Raw genomic sequence first — 14,252 nt, 5'->3', positions numbered from 1 at the left:
GGCGGGGAGAACGTCATGCAGAGCCTCTATTCCGGTGGGACGGTCGGCGGTCTCATCGTCGGTGCGATCACCCGCCATGGCGACCGGCCGGCGATCTCCGACGGCACGATCCAGTGGTCCTACCGTGAACTCGGCGCGGCGATCGGCCGGTTCGTCACGGTGTTCAAGGCCATGGGCCTGAAGCAAGGCGACGCGCTGTCGATCCTCGCCGGCAACCGCGCCGAGTCCTGGGCCGCCATGTGCGCCGGCCTCTTGATGGGCATGCGTTATACGCCGCTGCATCCGCTGGCGGCGGTGGACGACCAGGCCTTCATCATCGAGGACGCCGAGATCGACCTGTTGATCGTCGAAGGCGCGAAATTCGGCCCGCGTGGGCGGGCGATCCGGGCCAGGGTGCCGACGCTCGGGCATTTCCTCTCCTTCGGGCCAATGGAGGGGGTGCCCGACCTGATCGAAGCCGCGGCGGCGGCCGCACCGGCGCCCCTCGTCGACGAGAGCGAGGCCGAGGAGATCGGCTGGCTTGCCTATACCGGCGGCACCACCGGCCGGTCGAAAGGCGTGATGCTGTCGCACCGGGCGATCGTCACCATGACACTGCTGCTCTATGGCGACTGGGACTGGCCGGCCGAGATCCGTTATCTCGCCGCCACCCCGATCAGCCATGCGGCCGGCGTCACCATCTATCCGGTCATGTATCGCGGCGGTTATGTTCGGCTTGCCCAGGGCTTCGATGCCGACGCCTATTGCCGTGTCGTGGCCGAGGAAAAGATCACCGCGACCTTCCTGGTGCCGACGTTGATCTATGCGCTGGTCGACCAGCCGGCGATCCGGGCCCGCTACGACCTCTCCTCGCTCGACATGATCGTCTATGGCGCTGCCCCGATGTCGCCGGACCGCCTGAAGGAGGCGATCGGCATTTTCGGCCAGGTCTTCGTCCAGCTCTACGGGCAGACCGAGGCGCCCCAGTGCATCACGACGCTGCGCAAGATCGACCACGACCTGGCACGGCCCGAGCGGCTCGGCTCCTGCGGACGACCGAGCCCGTTCGTCGACGTCAAGCTGTTCGACCAGGACATGCGCGAGGTGCCGGTCGGCGAACCGGGCGAAATCTGCGTGCGCGGACCGTTGGTCATGTCGGGCTACTGGAAACGGCCCGAGGCGACCGAGGAGACATTGCGCGGCGGCTGGCTGCATACCGGCGACGTCGCCATGCGCGACGCCGAGGGCTATCTTTATATCGTCGACCGGACCAAGGACATGATCATCTCCGGCGGCTTCAACATCTATCCGCGCGAGGTCGAGGATGCCCTGATGGCGCATGCCGCGGTGGCCTCAGCCGCGGTGATCGGCATTCCCGACGACAAATGGGGCGAGGCGGTCACCGCCTTCGTCGTGCTCAAGCCGGGCGCGGCTGCCACGGCCGAGGAGCTGCAGGCGCATGTGAAGGCGCAGCGCGGTGCGCCCTGGTCGCCGAAATCGGTGAATTTCGTCGCGGCGATCCCGGTCACCGGCCTCGGCAAGATCGACCGCAAGGTGTTGCGCGCGCCCTATTGGGAGGGCCGCAAGCGCGGCGTGGCGTAACCGGCAGGACCCACCTGCGGTCATCGTCCAGGCGATGTATCAAGGCTCGAGGACGAGGGCGATTCGGCCTTGGCCGGCCGCGCCGCAATGACGGCAGGGCATGGCTGCGATCTCCTGTGGAGTGCCGGCAATGGCATCCGCTGCAGTCTCTTGGCGTGATAATGTCCCGGCCGCCAAGGGCAGGGCATGCGAGGTGGAATGAAAGTCGGCATCGAGCTTGGGACGACATCGGCGGGCGAACCCGCCAAGCTCGACCTGGAGGAGCTGCTTTCCACCCGATTGCTCGTGCAAGGCAATTCGGGGTCGGGGAAGTCGCATCTCCTGCGCCGGCTCTTGGAACAGAGCGCACCCTGGGTGCAGCAGGCGATCATCGATCCGGAGGGCGATTTCGTCAGCTTCTCCGAGCGTTTCGGCCATACCGTCGTCGATGCCGAGCGCAGTCCCGGCGAATTGCAGCGCATCGCCACCCGCATCCGCCAGCATCGCGCCTCCGTCGTGCTCAACCTCGAGGGCCTCGACGCGGAAGAGCAGATGCGCTGCGCCGCGGCCTTCCTCAACGGCCTGTTCGACGCCGACCGCAGCGTCTGGTTTCCGATGCTGATCGCGGTCGACGAGGCGCAATTGTTCGCGCCGGCGGTGGCCGGTGAAGTCGCCGACGATGCCCGCAAGGCGTCGCTCGGCGCCATGACCAACCTGATGTGCCGCGGCCGCAAGCGCGGCCTTGCCGGCATCATCGCCACCCAGCGCCTGGCCAAGCTCGCCAAAAATGTCGCGGCCGAAGCCTCGAACTTCCTGATGGGCCGCACCTTCCTCGACATCGACATGGCGCGCGCCGCCGATCTCTTGGGCATGGAGCGCCGCCAGGCCGAGGCCTTCCGTGATCTCGATCCAGGCCAGTTCGTGGCGCTCGGGCCGGCTTTGTCGCGCCGGCCGCTCGGAATCAGGATCGGCGCGGTCGATACCGCCGGCCGCAGCGGCCGGCCGTCGCTGATGCCTTTGCCCGAGACCTCGCGCGATGCGCTCGAGGACCTGATCTTCGATGCGAGCGCCGAAGTGCTGCCGATGCCGGCATCGAGCTCGTCGCGCTCGATCGCCACCGCCGACCTGATGCGCCGGATCGAAACCTCGAAAGCGATCGACATGGCGCCCGAGCCGGAAGCCGATCCGCGTTCCGAGGCGGAACGGCAGGAACTGCTCGACGGCATCTATGCCGAGCTTCTGTCGGATCCCGAAGCCGCATTCCGGCCGGTGCCGCTGCTCTACCAGGATTTTCAGTTCCACTGCCGGCTGCGCAAGCTCGGCGGCTTCGGCCAGGACATGTCGGCGTTCCGCCGGCGGCTGGCGCTGGCGCGTGCCGGCATCAGCGCGGAGAGCGGCGACGAGGCCTGGCAGCAGGTGCTTTCCGTCTCGGAAAGCCTGCCGGAGGAAATGCAGGGGGTGTTCCTGCTGGTCGCCCGGGCGGCGCGCGAACAGGCGGTCTGCCCGTCCGACGAGGCGCTGGCGCGTGCCTATGGCAGCCATTCGCCGTCACGCGGCCGCTGGCTGCTGACCTATATGGGCGAACAGGGCCTGATCCGCTGCGAGGCGGATTTCCGCGGCAACCGCACGGTGTCGATCGCCGGCGTCGGCTGGCGCACCTTGCCCGGCAGCCCGAAAGGCGGCGGCAAGCCGGCGGCCGCGATCTCCAAGCTCGCCTCGGCCCAGGCGCTGATGTTCGGCGGCCGCGAGACCGGCGAACCGGACGAGGAGCCGGAGGCGATCCCGGCCGAATAAGCGAAGCGCCGCACTGGACCTCGGCCGGCCACACTGCTTGTTATGGTTCGGAGAGGCGGACGTCCGGATGGCCCAGCAGCAGGCAACATCGAAGATCTTCCTGTGGATCGTCGCCGTCGGCTTTTTCATGCAGACGCTCGATTCGACCATCGTCAACACGGCCTTGCCGGCGATGGCGCGCAGCCTGGGCGAGAGCCCGTTGAGCATGCAGGCCGTGGTGATCTCCTATTCGCTCACCATGGCCATGCTGATCCCTGCCTCCGGCTGGGTCGCCGACCGGTTCGGCACACGCCAGGTGTTCATGGCGGCGATCATCCTGTTCGTCATCGGTTCGGTCGCCTGTGCGATGTCGCGGACGCTGACCGAACTGGTGATCGCGCGGATCGTCCAGGGCGCGGGCGGCGCCATGCTGCTGCCGGTCGGCCGGCTGGCCGTGCTGCGCACCGTGTCGCGCGCGGAATTCCTGCCGGCCATGAGCTTCGTCGCGGTGCCGGGGCTGATCGGGCCGCTGATCGGCCCGACGCTCGGCGGCTGGCTCGTCCAGGTCGCATCCTGGCACTGGATCTTCCTGATCAACGTGCCGGTCGGCATCATCGGCTGCGTCCTGACCTATTTTCATTTGCCCGACAGCCGGAGCACCTCGCTGGCGCGTTTTGACATGGTCGGCTACCTCATGCTGTCGCTCGGCATGGTGGCGCTGTCGTTCTCGCTCGACGGCCTGGCCGGGCTCGGCATGGAACATGCGACCGTGCTGCTGCTCCTGGTGTTCAGCATGGCGCTGATCATCGCTTACGGCCTGCATGCGCAGCGCCGGCCCGACCCCTTGTTTCCGCTCTACCTGTTCAAGATCCACACCTATTCGGTCGGACTGCTCGGCAATCTGTTCGCCCGTATCGGCTCAGGCGCCATGCCGTTCCTGATCCCGCTGCTGCTGCAGGTCAATCTCGGCTATTCGCCGATCCAGGCGGGCCTGATGATGCTGCCGGTGGCCGCCGCCGGCATGATGGCCAAGCGCATCACCACGCCGCTGATCCAGCGCGAAGGCTACCGGCGCGTCCTGGTCGGCAATACGCTGATCCTCGGCGTGCTGATCGCCAGTTTCGCGCTGGTCTCGCCGGAGCAGCCCTTGTGGATCCGGCTGATCCAGCTGGCGCTGTTCGGTGCGGTCAATTCATTGCAGTTCACCGCCATGAACACCATCACGCTGCGCGATCTCGACAGCGATGGCGCCGGCAGCGGCAACAGCCTGTTCTCGATGGTGCAGATGCTGGCGATGAGCCTCGGCGTGACCATTGCCGGCGCGCTGCTGACGACCTTCATCGGCCTGCTCGACCATGACGACCCGACCAAGACGCTGCCGGCCTTCCATGCCACCTTCTTCTGCATCGGGCTGATCACCTGTGCCTCGGCCTGGATCTTCTGGCAGCTGGCGCCCGATATTCGCGGCGGCAAGACCCATGACGACCCCGCCGACGTCAGCTAGGCGGCTGGCCGTTCACTCCGGAAACCGGATCAGGGCGTCGAACCTGGTTCCTTGCCGCAACGCCTGCAATGGCGCGGTATCGGTATAGACGATCTCTTCGATGATCCGGCCGTCGCGCAAAGTGAATTTGTCGACGCCGCGCCAGGTGACGACATGGTCGCCGAACCGGTTGGAGCATTGCCATTCGAGCACGACGATATCGCCGCGCGAGGTCCAGTCGACCAGCGCCCAGGTCAGGTTGGGTGAGACCTTGCTGGTCAGATCGTTGAGCTTGCCGATCTCGCCGCCCTTGATGACACGGTCGGCGAAGGGGTAGTGCAGCAGCCCTTCCGGGTGCCAGAGCGCCAGAAAGGCGTCGCCGTCGCGGGCGGCCCAGGCGGCCGCGAACCTGTCGACGAAGTCCTGTTTTTCGATGTCGGTCAATGCCGTCCTCCTGTGTGAGGGGGAGGCATAGGCGACGGGCGCCAGCCGGTCTGGCGGCAATCGGACATGACCATTGGGGTCGCCGTGCCCGGGGCCGCCCCCCTCAACCCGCGCCGACCCCGAGCGACATCTTGCCGGCGCCGATCAGCACGGAATCGGCCTGCGGCGAATGGACCCGGGCGCAGAGCACGTCGCGCAGGTGGCGCTCCAGTGGATTGCCGCGGGTCAGCCCCGGATTGCCGGAAATCTCGACGGCCTTCTGCACCGCCGCGATGGCATTGGCGTTGATCGTATATTTGGCGAGGAAGCTCTCATGGGGCGGTGGCGATGCGCCCTGGTCGACCTTGTCGGCGAGCCCGAGCAGCAGGCGGTTGGTCTGCAAGAGCGCATCGATCTCGCCGACTGCCTCCTGCATGCGCGGCAGGGACGAAAGCGGCGCGCCGAGATTGGCCGGCGTGCGGGTCTTCAGGAAGGTGACGAGCCAGTTGCGGGCGGCGCGCGCGACGCCGTCATAGACGGTGGCGAACAACAGGGCAGGCCAAGCCGCGGCCGCCGGATCGACCTCCGCCCAGGCCGCCGGCAGCCGGATGTCGACCGCGTGATCGTCGGGAACGATGACGTCTTCCAGAAGGGCGTCATGGCTGCCGCTGGCGCGCATGCCGAGATGGTCCCAGGTCTCGACAATGGTCAGGCCCTTGGTGCCGCGTGGCACCAGGAAGGTGCCGACCCGGGGCGTCGCCTCGTCGGTCCTGGCCCAGATGGCGTTCCAGGTCAGCACCGGCGCGCCGGTCGAAAAGATCTTATGGCCGGAGATCGACCAGCCGCCATCGACCTTGCGGGCGATGGTCGCCGGCATGCCGCCACGCACCGGCGTGCCGAGATCCGGCTCGACACGGAAATTATTGGCGAAGGCGCCGTCGACCACGGCCGAGCGGGCGACCTTGGCGCGCATGGCCTCCGTCCAGTTCGGATTGCGCCTGAGCTGGGCATGGAAGAGATATTGCTGCGCCAGGACGAGGGCGGTCGAAGGCTCGCCCTGGGCAATGGTGTTGACGACGGCGAGCGCCTGGGCGAGGCCGGCTTCGCGACCGCCGAATTCGCGCGCCGTCACGAGACCGGGCAGATTGGCCTGTCTGAGCCGCTCGATATTGTCGAAGGGAAAGGCTCCGGTCGCATCGTGATGCGCCGCCGTCCTGGCGAAATCCTGCGCCAGCGCCTGCGTGACATAGTCGATGCCGGCGATGTCACCCATGTACATGGCGCTGCTTCCTCGTCGTCGTGGCTCGGTTCAGGCGGCCTTGGCGGTCCGTCCCGGTTTGGCGATGGAAGCGACCGCGGCGGCCGCGGTCTTTTTTGCCGGCTTGGCCGCTTTCGCCGCGCCATTGGCCGGTTTGGCCTTCACAGCGGCCGGTTTGATCAGGTCGATCGACCCGGAAATAGCCTGCGGCTTCTTCAGGAGGTTGAGGATCGGGCAGAAACGCTCGACCGCCTCTTCGAGACTGGCGATGACCTTGGCGCTGGCCGAGGAGACGATCCGGACCGTGTAGGTGAGGTCGTGAGGATGCACCGGCACCTGCGGGAAATCCGGATGCGAGCCGCGCCCGTCAATAGTGCCGGTGACTTCGACGTCGAGCGCATCGATCGGCACTTTGTGGATCGCCGCCTGGATCAGGTAGCTGTGGGTGAGGCAACTGCCGAGCACGCCGAGCTGCAGCTCCGGCGAGCTCGGCCCGAGATTGTAGCCGGCGAAGTCCGGCGGGCTGTCGGTGACCACCTGGAAGTCGCGGATGCGGATGCGGCGAATGCCGCTGCGGCCCTCGGCGCTGACCTTGGCGGTGATCGGCTGGGGGCCGAGCTCGCCCTTCTCGATGCGGCTCTTGCGGGCGAGGACCGCGGCGCGTTTCTCGACCAGGTAGTCGCTCAGATTGGTCATCGGAATGGTCCTTTCAGCAGGCGGGCGAAGGCGATGAGGAGTGCAGTCACCATGTCGCGTCGAGGCCGAGCAGGCCGAGGACCTGGCGGCGCAGATCGGCCAGATGCGGGTCGCCGCGATGGCGCGGATAGGGCCGGTCGACGGCGATCTCGGCCTTGATCTGTGCGGGACGGTCGGAAAACACCACCACCCGCGTCGCCATGAACAGCGCCTCTTCGACATCGTGGGTGACCAGCAAGGTGGTGAAGCCGGAGCGCTGCCAGAGCGACACGATCTCCGATTGCATGGACAGGCGCGTGAGGCTGTCGAGCTTGCCGAGCGGTTCGTCGAGGATGAGCAGGTTCGGTTCGTTGACCAGCGCGCGGGCGAGCGCCACGCGCTGCGCCATGCCGCCGGACAATTGATGCTGATAGGCCTTGGCGAAGGTGGCGAGCCCGACGCGCTGGAGCGCCTCTTCGATCCGGTGCCGGTGGCTGCGGATCAGGCCCTGGGCCTCGAGGCCCAGTGCGACATTGTCGAAGACGGTGCGCCAGGGAAACAGGGTCGGATCCTGGAACACCACGACGCGGGAAGGGGCCGGCCGATCAATGACCGCACCGTCGCTGGTGAGGCTGCCCGATGTCGGCGGTTCGAGACCGGCGACCAGCCGGAGCAGCGTGGACTTGCCGCAGCCGGAGGGGCCGAGCAGGGCAACGAATTCGCCCGGCTCGGCGGTCAGGCTGACCCGGTCGAGCACCGGCAGCGGCTGGCCTTCGAGCTCGAAGCGATGCGAGACGTTGCGGATGTCGAGGCGGGCGCCGGCGATCGTGGCCGCCGGTGCGGTTGCGAGCGCGCTCACCATTTGACGATGCCCTTCTGCCAGCCGAGCAGATGGTCGCGCAGACGGAACAAGAGCGTGATCAGGGTCGAGCAGATCAGCGTCATGACCAGCAAGGCGGCATACATGTTGCCATAGGCGGCCCAGCCCTGAGCCCATTGCAGGTACCAGCCGAGGCCGGCCTTGACCCCCAGCATCTCGGCAACCACCAGCACGGCGAAAGACGAGCCGAGGCCCATGAACAGGCCGACAAAGACATGCGGCATGGCGGCGGGAATGGCGACCTTGAAGATCAGGAAGCGGCGGCTCGCGCCGAGCGTGCGGGCGACGTCGTAATAGGCTGATGGCACGGCTGCGACTCCCGACCAGGTCAGGATGGTGGTCGGAAAGGCGGTGGCGAGCGCGACCAGGAAGACGCTGGCGCTCCAGCTCGACGGGAAGGCGAAGAAGGCGACCGGCAGCCAGGCGGTGGCCGGCAAGGGGCCGATGAAACGCAGGACCGGATGAACCCAATAACCGATATGCTGCGACCAGCCGACCGAAATGCCCAAGACGAAACCGGTGAAGGCGCCGATGAGATAGCCGGTGGCGTGCAATCTGAGCGAATGCAGGATGCTGATGCCGAGCTTGGCATAGTCGTCGGTGAAGACCTCGATCAGCGCCTGCGGCGGCGGGAAGAAGGGCTGCGGCAGGACGTCGGTCTTGGCCGCGAGAACCTCCCAGAGCGCCACGAACAGCGGGAAGACCACCAGCCAGGGGCCGAGCCGGGTCAGCCGCGCGGAGGCACGGCCGGTCGCCGCCGTCGCCAGGACCGCGGCGAACAGGCCGAAACCGATCAGTGCCAGGGCAGCGGCGAGCGGGGTGGTGCGCGACCACTCGCCGATATCCTCGTACCCGTAGGTGACAGTGGCTGCGGCGAGCCAGGCGGCGGCGGCGAGAATGCCGGTGAGCCAGATCCGCCGCCGCAACCGCGGCCCGGTGGCGGCGACCGCGTCAAGCGTCGTGGTGTCGATGGCGGTCATGGTGTCAGCTCAGCACGTCGGCATAGACACGCTCGGCGAAACGCACCGAATCGGTGTTCGGCTTGAACACCGCCACAGCCTTCAGCTCATCGGCATAAAGCCGCAGCTGCTGCTTCAGGTCGGCGCCGACAGGATGATTGCCGTGGGTGTGGTAGCGCACCAGCGCGGCCAGGTCCTCGATCGGCGAATTGGGTGGCGCGAAGCGCGAGTAGATCCGCGCCGATTCCTCCGGGTGATGAACCAGATAGTCCTGGGCCTCCAGGGTCGCCGCGGTCAGCGCGCGGGCGACCGCGCGTTCCTGGCGGACCAGACTGCCGCGAATGCCGAGAATGCAGCAGGTGCGCTCGGCGAATTCGCCATGCAGGTTGGACGAGATCTCGGTGAGCTTGCCGTCCTTTAGCCAGAGGAAGGTCTTCGGGTCGGCATCGGCGAGCGCGTGGGCCTCGCCCCTGTCGACCGCCGCGCGCAGAAGCTCACCGGGGAACTGGCGCCATTCGACGTCGCGCTCGGCATCGATGCCGAGCTTGTGGAACTGGATGGCGAACAGGTTCTTGGTCGGCGCGGTCATGTCGGCGACCGCGATGGTCTTGCCCTTCAGGTCGCTCAAGGTCCGGATGCCCGAAGCGGTGGGGGCGAGCAGCCGCATGCAGCCGCCATGGGTGCCGGCGGTGATCTTGACGTCGAAACCCTGTTCGAGGGGTTTGAGCCAGCGCAGCGCCATGCCGACCCCGGCATCGGCCTTGGCGGTGGCGATCGCCTCCAGAAGCTGGTCGGTCGAACCACCAAAATTGATCAGTTCGACGTCGAGATTGTATTTCTCGAAGATCTTCTGCTCGACACCGACAAGCGGGCCGGACAGGCAAATGGCGCTGGCGTTCCAGGCGACCTTGAGCGAGCGCTTCTGGGCCAGGCGCTCGCGCGGCAGGCCGTCGCCATGGGCGTGCGGATTGGCCGAAACCGGCGTCACGCACAGGCTTTCGCGGGCCAGCCGGTCGAAAGTCTCGATGTCGAAACCGCGGGCCGGCAGCGCCTTGGCGCCGAAAGCGGCCAGCGTGCCGATGGCGCCGGCAAGGCCGAAGCTCGCCACCAGGTGGCGCCGCGAGAAGCCGGATCCGGCCTTGTCCAGAGGATCGACGGCGGAGAGAGGGTGAGACGGCATGTCGGTCATCGCGGCTTGCTCCAGTCGGGTCCTGCTCAGGGATGAAAAAGGCATAAGCATCCCCGTCCGCCGACCACGCGGCCGGCGACCAAATAGGCTGTCGTTGTCGAATTCGAACCGGCGGCCGAACCACTGGCCGCCTCTGACCCGCATTCTCTGGCAAAGGCTGCAAGGGTCAATAGTTGAGGATTTCGAATTCTATTTGAGAATGAGGAGCTTCATCTCGAAACCCGGTGGTTAAGATGATTTGATCGACGAACCGTTGCATGGGCCGTCCGGTCCGACGCTGTGCCGCAAGATCGAGGATCTCATTCATGCCGTCCTTCCGAGGCGTCTATCCCTACCTGGTCTCGCCCATCGATTCCGACGGGCGGGTCAAGACCGAGGTGCTGCAGCAGCTCGCCTCCGACCTGATCGACAAGGGCGTGCATGGGCTGACGCCGCTCGGCTCGACCGGCGAGTTCGCCTATCTCGACCGGGCGCAGCGGCTCGCCGTGGTGGCGGCGACGCTTTGCGCTGCGGCCGGCCGGGTGCCCGTTGTCGCCGGCGTCGCGGCCACCGCGACGGCCGATGCGGTGGCCCAGGCACGGGCCTATCAAAAGGCCGGCGCGGCCGGCATCCTGGCGATCTGCGAGGCCTATTTTCCGCTCACGGACGCCGCGATCGAGGCCTATTTCAGGGCCATTGCCGACGCTGTCGACATTCCCGTGGTGCTCTATACCAATCCGAATTTCCAACGCTCGGACCTGTCGCTCGATGTGATCGAACGGCTCGCCGGCCATCCGCGCATCGTCGCGATCAAGGATGCCTCGACCAATACCGGGCGGCTCCTGTCGATCATCAACCGCTGCGGCGACGATCTCGCCGTCTTCTCGGCCTCGGCCCACATTCCGGCCGCGGTCATGCTGATCGGCGGGGTCGGCTGGATGGCTGGGCCGGCCTGCCTGATCCCGCGCGACAGCGTCGCGCTCTACGAGCTTTGCCGGCGCGGCGCCTGGGACGAAGCCATGGCGCTGCAGCGCCGGCTCTGGCGGATCAACGAGATCTTCGCCCGGTTCAATCTGGCGGCCTGTATCAAGGCGGGGCTCGAGGCGCAGGGTTATGCGGTCGGCGATCCCGTGCCGCCGCAACCGGCGCTGTCGGCGGAAGAGCGAAAGGTGGTCGCGGCGGCGCTCGAAGATTTGTCCTAGGGGAAGGGCCGTTCAAGGGGCTGTTCTGCTTTGCCCGGCCCGATCTTTGGCGATGCATTTCATTGAGGGTGCGCGCGTCATCAGGGATCATCGGCCCCATCGACATGACGGCCGCGCCGTGGGTCATGTCCCGTAGCGTGGTGTAGCTGGCGCAAGGCCCCACGATCGCCGGCATAGGCCGGGCTGGTCAGGCTGCCACGGCTGGCAGGCCGACACTAGGATCATCGCTCAGGCCGGCCATGGTTTCCAGGGTCATGTAGCGGGCCCGCTGGACGGCCCATTCATCGTTCTGTTCGAGCAGGATCGCGCCGACGAGCCGGGCGATGGCGGCCTCGTTGGGGAAGATGCCGACCACCTCGGTCCTGCGCTTGATCTCGCCGTTGACGCGCTCCAGCGGATTGGTGCTGTGGAGCTTCGCCCGATGTTGCGTCGGGAAGGTCATATAGGCCAGCACGTCGGTCTCGGCGGTATCCATCAGAGCCGCCAGTTTCGGCACCGTTGGCCTGAGCTGGTCGGCGACCCGGCGCCATTGCTGGCTGGCGGCGGCGGCATCGTTCTGGGCGAAGGCGGTGGCGATGAAGGCTGAGACAACGCGCCGCCCGCTGCGGCCGGCATGGGCGAGCGCATTCCTCATGAAGTGCACGCGGCAGCGCTGCCAGGTCGCGGTGAGCACCTTGGAGACCGCCGCCTTGATGCCTTCGTGGCTGTCGGAGACGACGAGTTTTACGCCGCGCAGGCCGCGTCTGGCCAGTTTGCGCAAGAACGCCGTCCAGAACGTCTCTGCCTCGGAGGGGCCGATATCCATGCCCAGCACCTCGCGCCGACCGTCGCCGCTTACACCGACCGCCACGATCACCGCCACCGAGACAATCCGGCCGGCCTGGCGGACCTTCACATAGGTCGCGTCGATCCACAGATAGGGCCAGTCGCCCTCGATCGGCCGGTCGAGGAACGCATGGACGCGCTGGTCGATTTCCTCGCAGAGCCGGCTGACTTGGCTCTTCGAGATGCCGCTCATGCCCATCGCCTTGACCAGGTCATCGACCGAGCGGGTCGAGATGCCCTGGATGTAAGCCTCTTGGATCACCGCGGTCAGCGCCTTCTCGGCCAGCCGGCGCGGCTCCAGAAAGCCCGGAAAGTAGGAGCCTTTGCGTAGCCTCGGGATGCGCAGCTCGACCGTGCCGGCGCGGGTCTCCCAATCCCGCTCGCGATAGCCATTGCGCTGGGCCAGGCGGTCCGGGCTCTTCTCGCCGAAGCCGGCGCCGGCAAGGCCGCTGACCTCAAGCTCCATCAGCCGCCCGGCGGCAAAGCCGATCATCTCGCGCAGCAAATCGGCGTCGGGGCTCTTCTCCAGCAGCCCGCGCAGGTTCATCATCTCGTCGGTCATCGGTGGATCTCTCGGTTCGGGGTTGGTCGTCGCAACCCAAACCTAACCGGCAACCGCCGATGACCACCCGTCAGTTACACCACCAATCGGGACACGACCCGCGCCGTGACCTGAACTTGACTTGCCTGTTCGGGACGGCCGGCGCGAGGGGCCAGGCCATGACACGCCGTTTCCATGACATTCATCAAAGGCCGGCGCCGTCGGCCGATCGCCGCGCGGTGCTCGGCGCCCTCGGTGCCATGCTGGCGGCGCCGACCGCTTTGGCGCAATCGGGCAAGCGCCGGCCTGACGGCAATGCCCGCTTCGTCGTACCTTTCGCACCGGGCGGCAGCGTCGACGTGCTGGGTCGCGCCGTGGCGAAAGCCGTCTCGGAGCGGCTGGGTCATCAGGTGGTGGTGGAAAACGTCGCCGGCGGCTCGACCAATCTCGGGTCGGAGCGGGTGGCGAAGTCGGCCCCCGACGGGCTCACCGTCCTGGTGGCAAGCGACAGCCTGGCCATCAACAAGAGCCTGTTCCGCGATCTCGGTTTCGACCCGGTCAGCAGTTTCGAGCCGGTGACGCTGGCGATCAGCGCGCCACAGATCCTGGTCACCCATCCGAAGTCGGGCTTCAGCGATGTCGCGGGCTTCATTGCTGCGGCCCGGGCCCGTTCGGGGGCGCTGACCGTCGGGTTGCCCGGTTCCGGCGTGATCGGCCATCTCGCCAGCGAGGTGGTCAATCTCCGGCTCGGTGGGCTGAAGGTGAACCACATCCCCTATAATGGCGGCGCGCCGGCGACCCGCGACCTGATCGGCGGCCATCTCGACGCCGTCTACATCACCTTGCCGGCGGTGACCTCGCAGGTGCGCGAGCGATCCTTGACCGGCCTTGCCGTCACCTCCGCCGCGCGCTCCAAGGCGCTGCCTTCCGTGCCGAGCTTCGCGGAGCACGTGATCCCCGGGCTCGATCTGGTGAGTTGGCAAGGGTTCCTGCTGCCGGCCGGCACCGCGCGCGGGCTGGTCGAGGGCTGGCACGAGCTGATCGCCGGCGCCTTGGCGAGCCCGGAGGTGGTGCGCACGCTTTCCGGCCTCGGCTTCGACATCATCGCCCAAGGTCCCGAAGCCTTCGCCGCACTGATCAAGGCCGATGTCGCGCGCTTCGCCGACGTCGTGCGCGAGGCCGGGCTCGCCCGGAGCTGAGATCGGCATGTGCGCTGGCGCATGAACCGACCGGCCTGATCGTGCCACTCATGGGCTACGGGCCGCATGGCGCGGCCCCAGTCCCGGAGGGGCGGCCATGATTACGTACAAGCATTCCCAAGATTGCTTCGTCGCATCGGCATTCGATCAGGTCTCCGCGACGATCGCGCGTGCAGCCGCCGTCCGGCGCGAGCCGCGCTTCATCCGGGCCGACAGGCAGAACTTTTCCGCGACCGCCCGGGATCCGCGCCGGAAACGCCTCGCCCAGGGCTGGGTCCGGGCGTTCCTGCGCGAAGGGCTCTGATC

The 14,252-nt window shown here is 67.2% G+C and carries 13 protein-coding genes; 6 read left to right on the top strand and 7 right to left on the bottom strand.

Annotated elements, in window-relative coordinates:
• Nucleotides 1-15 precede the first annotated feature (15 nt).
• From E8M01_RS04590 to mdtD, 3 genes are all read left to right on the top strand, one after another.
• Nucleotides 16-1,581: an AMP-binding protein gene (locus E8M01_RS04590; RefSeq protein ID WP_136959036.1), complete on the top strand. Its 1,566-nt coding sequence runs from the start codon at nt 16-18 to the stop codon at nt 1,579-1,581.
• Between the two features lie 198 nt (nt 1,582-1,779).
• Nucleotides 1,780-3,354, top strand: a complete 1,575-nt coding sequence (locus E8M01_RS04585; protein WP_136959035.1) for a helicase HerA domain-containing protein — start codon at nt 1,780-1,782, stop codon at nt 3,352-3,354.
• A gap of 67 nt (nt 3,355-3,421) precedes the next feature.
• The gene (gene mdtD, locus E8M01_RS04580) at nt 3,422-4,837 is read left to right on the top strand and encodes a multidrug transporter subunit MdtD (RefSeq protein ID WP_136959034.1); all 1,416 of its coding nucleotides are present in this window, start codon (nt 3,422-3,424) and stop codon (nt 4,835-4,837) included.
• Between the two features lie 12 nt (nt 4,838-4,849).
• Here the strand turns inward: mdtD and E8M01_RS04575 are convergent, their stop codons facing one another.
• The 6 genes from E8M01_RS04575 to E8M01_RS04550 form a co-directional block, all read right to left on the bottom strand.
• Nucleotides 4,850-5,260: a nuclear transport factor 2 family protein gene (locus E8M01_RS04575; RefSeq protein ID WP_170181779.1), complete on the bottom strand. Its 411-nt coding sequence runs from the start codon at nt 5,258-5,260 to the stop codon at nt 4,850-4,852.
• Between the two features lie 103 nt (nt 5,261-5,363).
• Nucleotides 5,364-6,518 (bottom strand): acyl-CoA dehydrogenase family protein, encoded by a 1,155-nt coding sequence (locus tag E8M01_RS04570; protein ID WP_136959032.1) that lies wholly within the window; start codon nt 6,516-6,518, stop codon nt 5,364-5,366.
• A 30-nt stretch (nt 6,519-6,548) separates the two neighbouring features.
• Nucleotides 6,549-7,193, bottom strand: coding sequence for an OsmC family protein (locus tag E8M01_RS04565; RefSeq protein WP_136959031.1), 645 nt, complete (start codon nt 7,191-7,193; stop codon nt 6,549-6,551).
• 46 nt (nt 7,194-7,239) lie between these two features.
• The gene (locus E8M01_RS04560; protein WP_136959030.1) at nt 7,240-8,034 is read right to left on the bottom strand and encodes an ABC transporter ATP-binding protein; all 795 of its coding nucleotides are present in this window, start codon (nt 8,032-8,034) and stop codon (nt 7,240-7,242) included.
• On the bottom strand, nt 8,028-9,023 hold the full coding sequence (locus E8M01_RS04555) for an ABC transporter permease (RefSeq protein WP_246088772.1): 996 nt from the start codon (nt 9,021-9,023) through the stop codon (nt 8,028-8,030). Before E8M01_RS04555 ends, E8M01_RS04560 begins: the two co-directional genes overlap by 7 nt.
• 13 nt (nt 9,024-9,036) lie before the next feature.
• A complete protein-coding gene (locus tag E8M01_RS04550) occupies nt 9,037-10,191 on the bottom strand; it encodes an ABC transporter substrate-binding protein (protein ID WP_136959028.1) in 1,155 nt (384 codons plus the stop codon).
• A 314-nt stretch (nt 10,192-10,505) separates the two neighbouring features.
• On the opposite strand from E8M01_RS04550, the gene E8M01_RS04545 reads away from it, so the two are divergent.
• Nucleotides 10,506-11,381 (top strand): dihydrodipicolinate synthase family protein, encoded by an 876-nt coding sequence (locus E8M01_RS04545; protein ID WP_136959027.1) that lies wholly within the window; start codon nt 10,506-10,508, stop codon nt 11,379-11,381.
• Between the two features lie 187 nt (nt 11,382-11,568).
• On the opposite strand, the gene E8M01_RS04540 is transcribed toward E8M01_RS04545, so the two are convergent.
• Entirely contained in the window at nt 11,569-12,768 is a 1,200-nt protein-coding gene (locus E8M01_RS04540; RefSeq protein WP_136958310.1) for an IS256 family transposase, read from the bottom strand.
• 158 nt (nt 12,769-12,926) lie between these two features.
• Between E8M01_RS04540 and E8M01_RS04535 the strand changes: the two genes are divergently transcribed.
• Nucleotides 12,927-13,946, top strand: coding sequence for a Bug family tripartite tricarboxylate transporter substrate binding protein (locus E8M01_RS04535; protein ID WP_170181778.1), 1,020 nt, complete (start codon nt 12,927-12,929; stop codon nt 13,944-13,946).
• Nucleotides 13,947-14,043: 97 nt separating this feature from the next.
• A complete protein-coding gene (locus E8M01_RS04530) occupies nt 14,044-14,250 on the top strand; it encodes a hypothetical protein (RefSeq protein WP_136959025.1) in 207 nt (68 codons plus the stop codon).
• The last annotated feature ends 2 nt before the right edge of the window (nt 14,251-14,252 follow it).

This window comes from Phreatobacter stygius (assembly GCF_005144885.1).
In the GTDB taxonomy this organism is placed as follows: Bacteria; Pseudomonadota; Alphaproteobacteria; order Rhizobiales; family Phreatobacteraceae; genus Phreatobacter; species Phreatobacter stygius.
The sequence above is the reverse complement of the archived record's forward strand: the minus strand, read 5'-3'. Positions and strand labels throughout refer to the sequence as shown.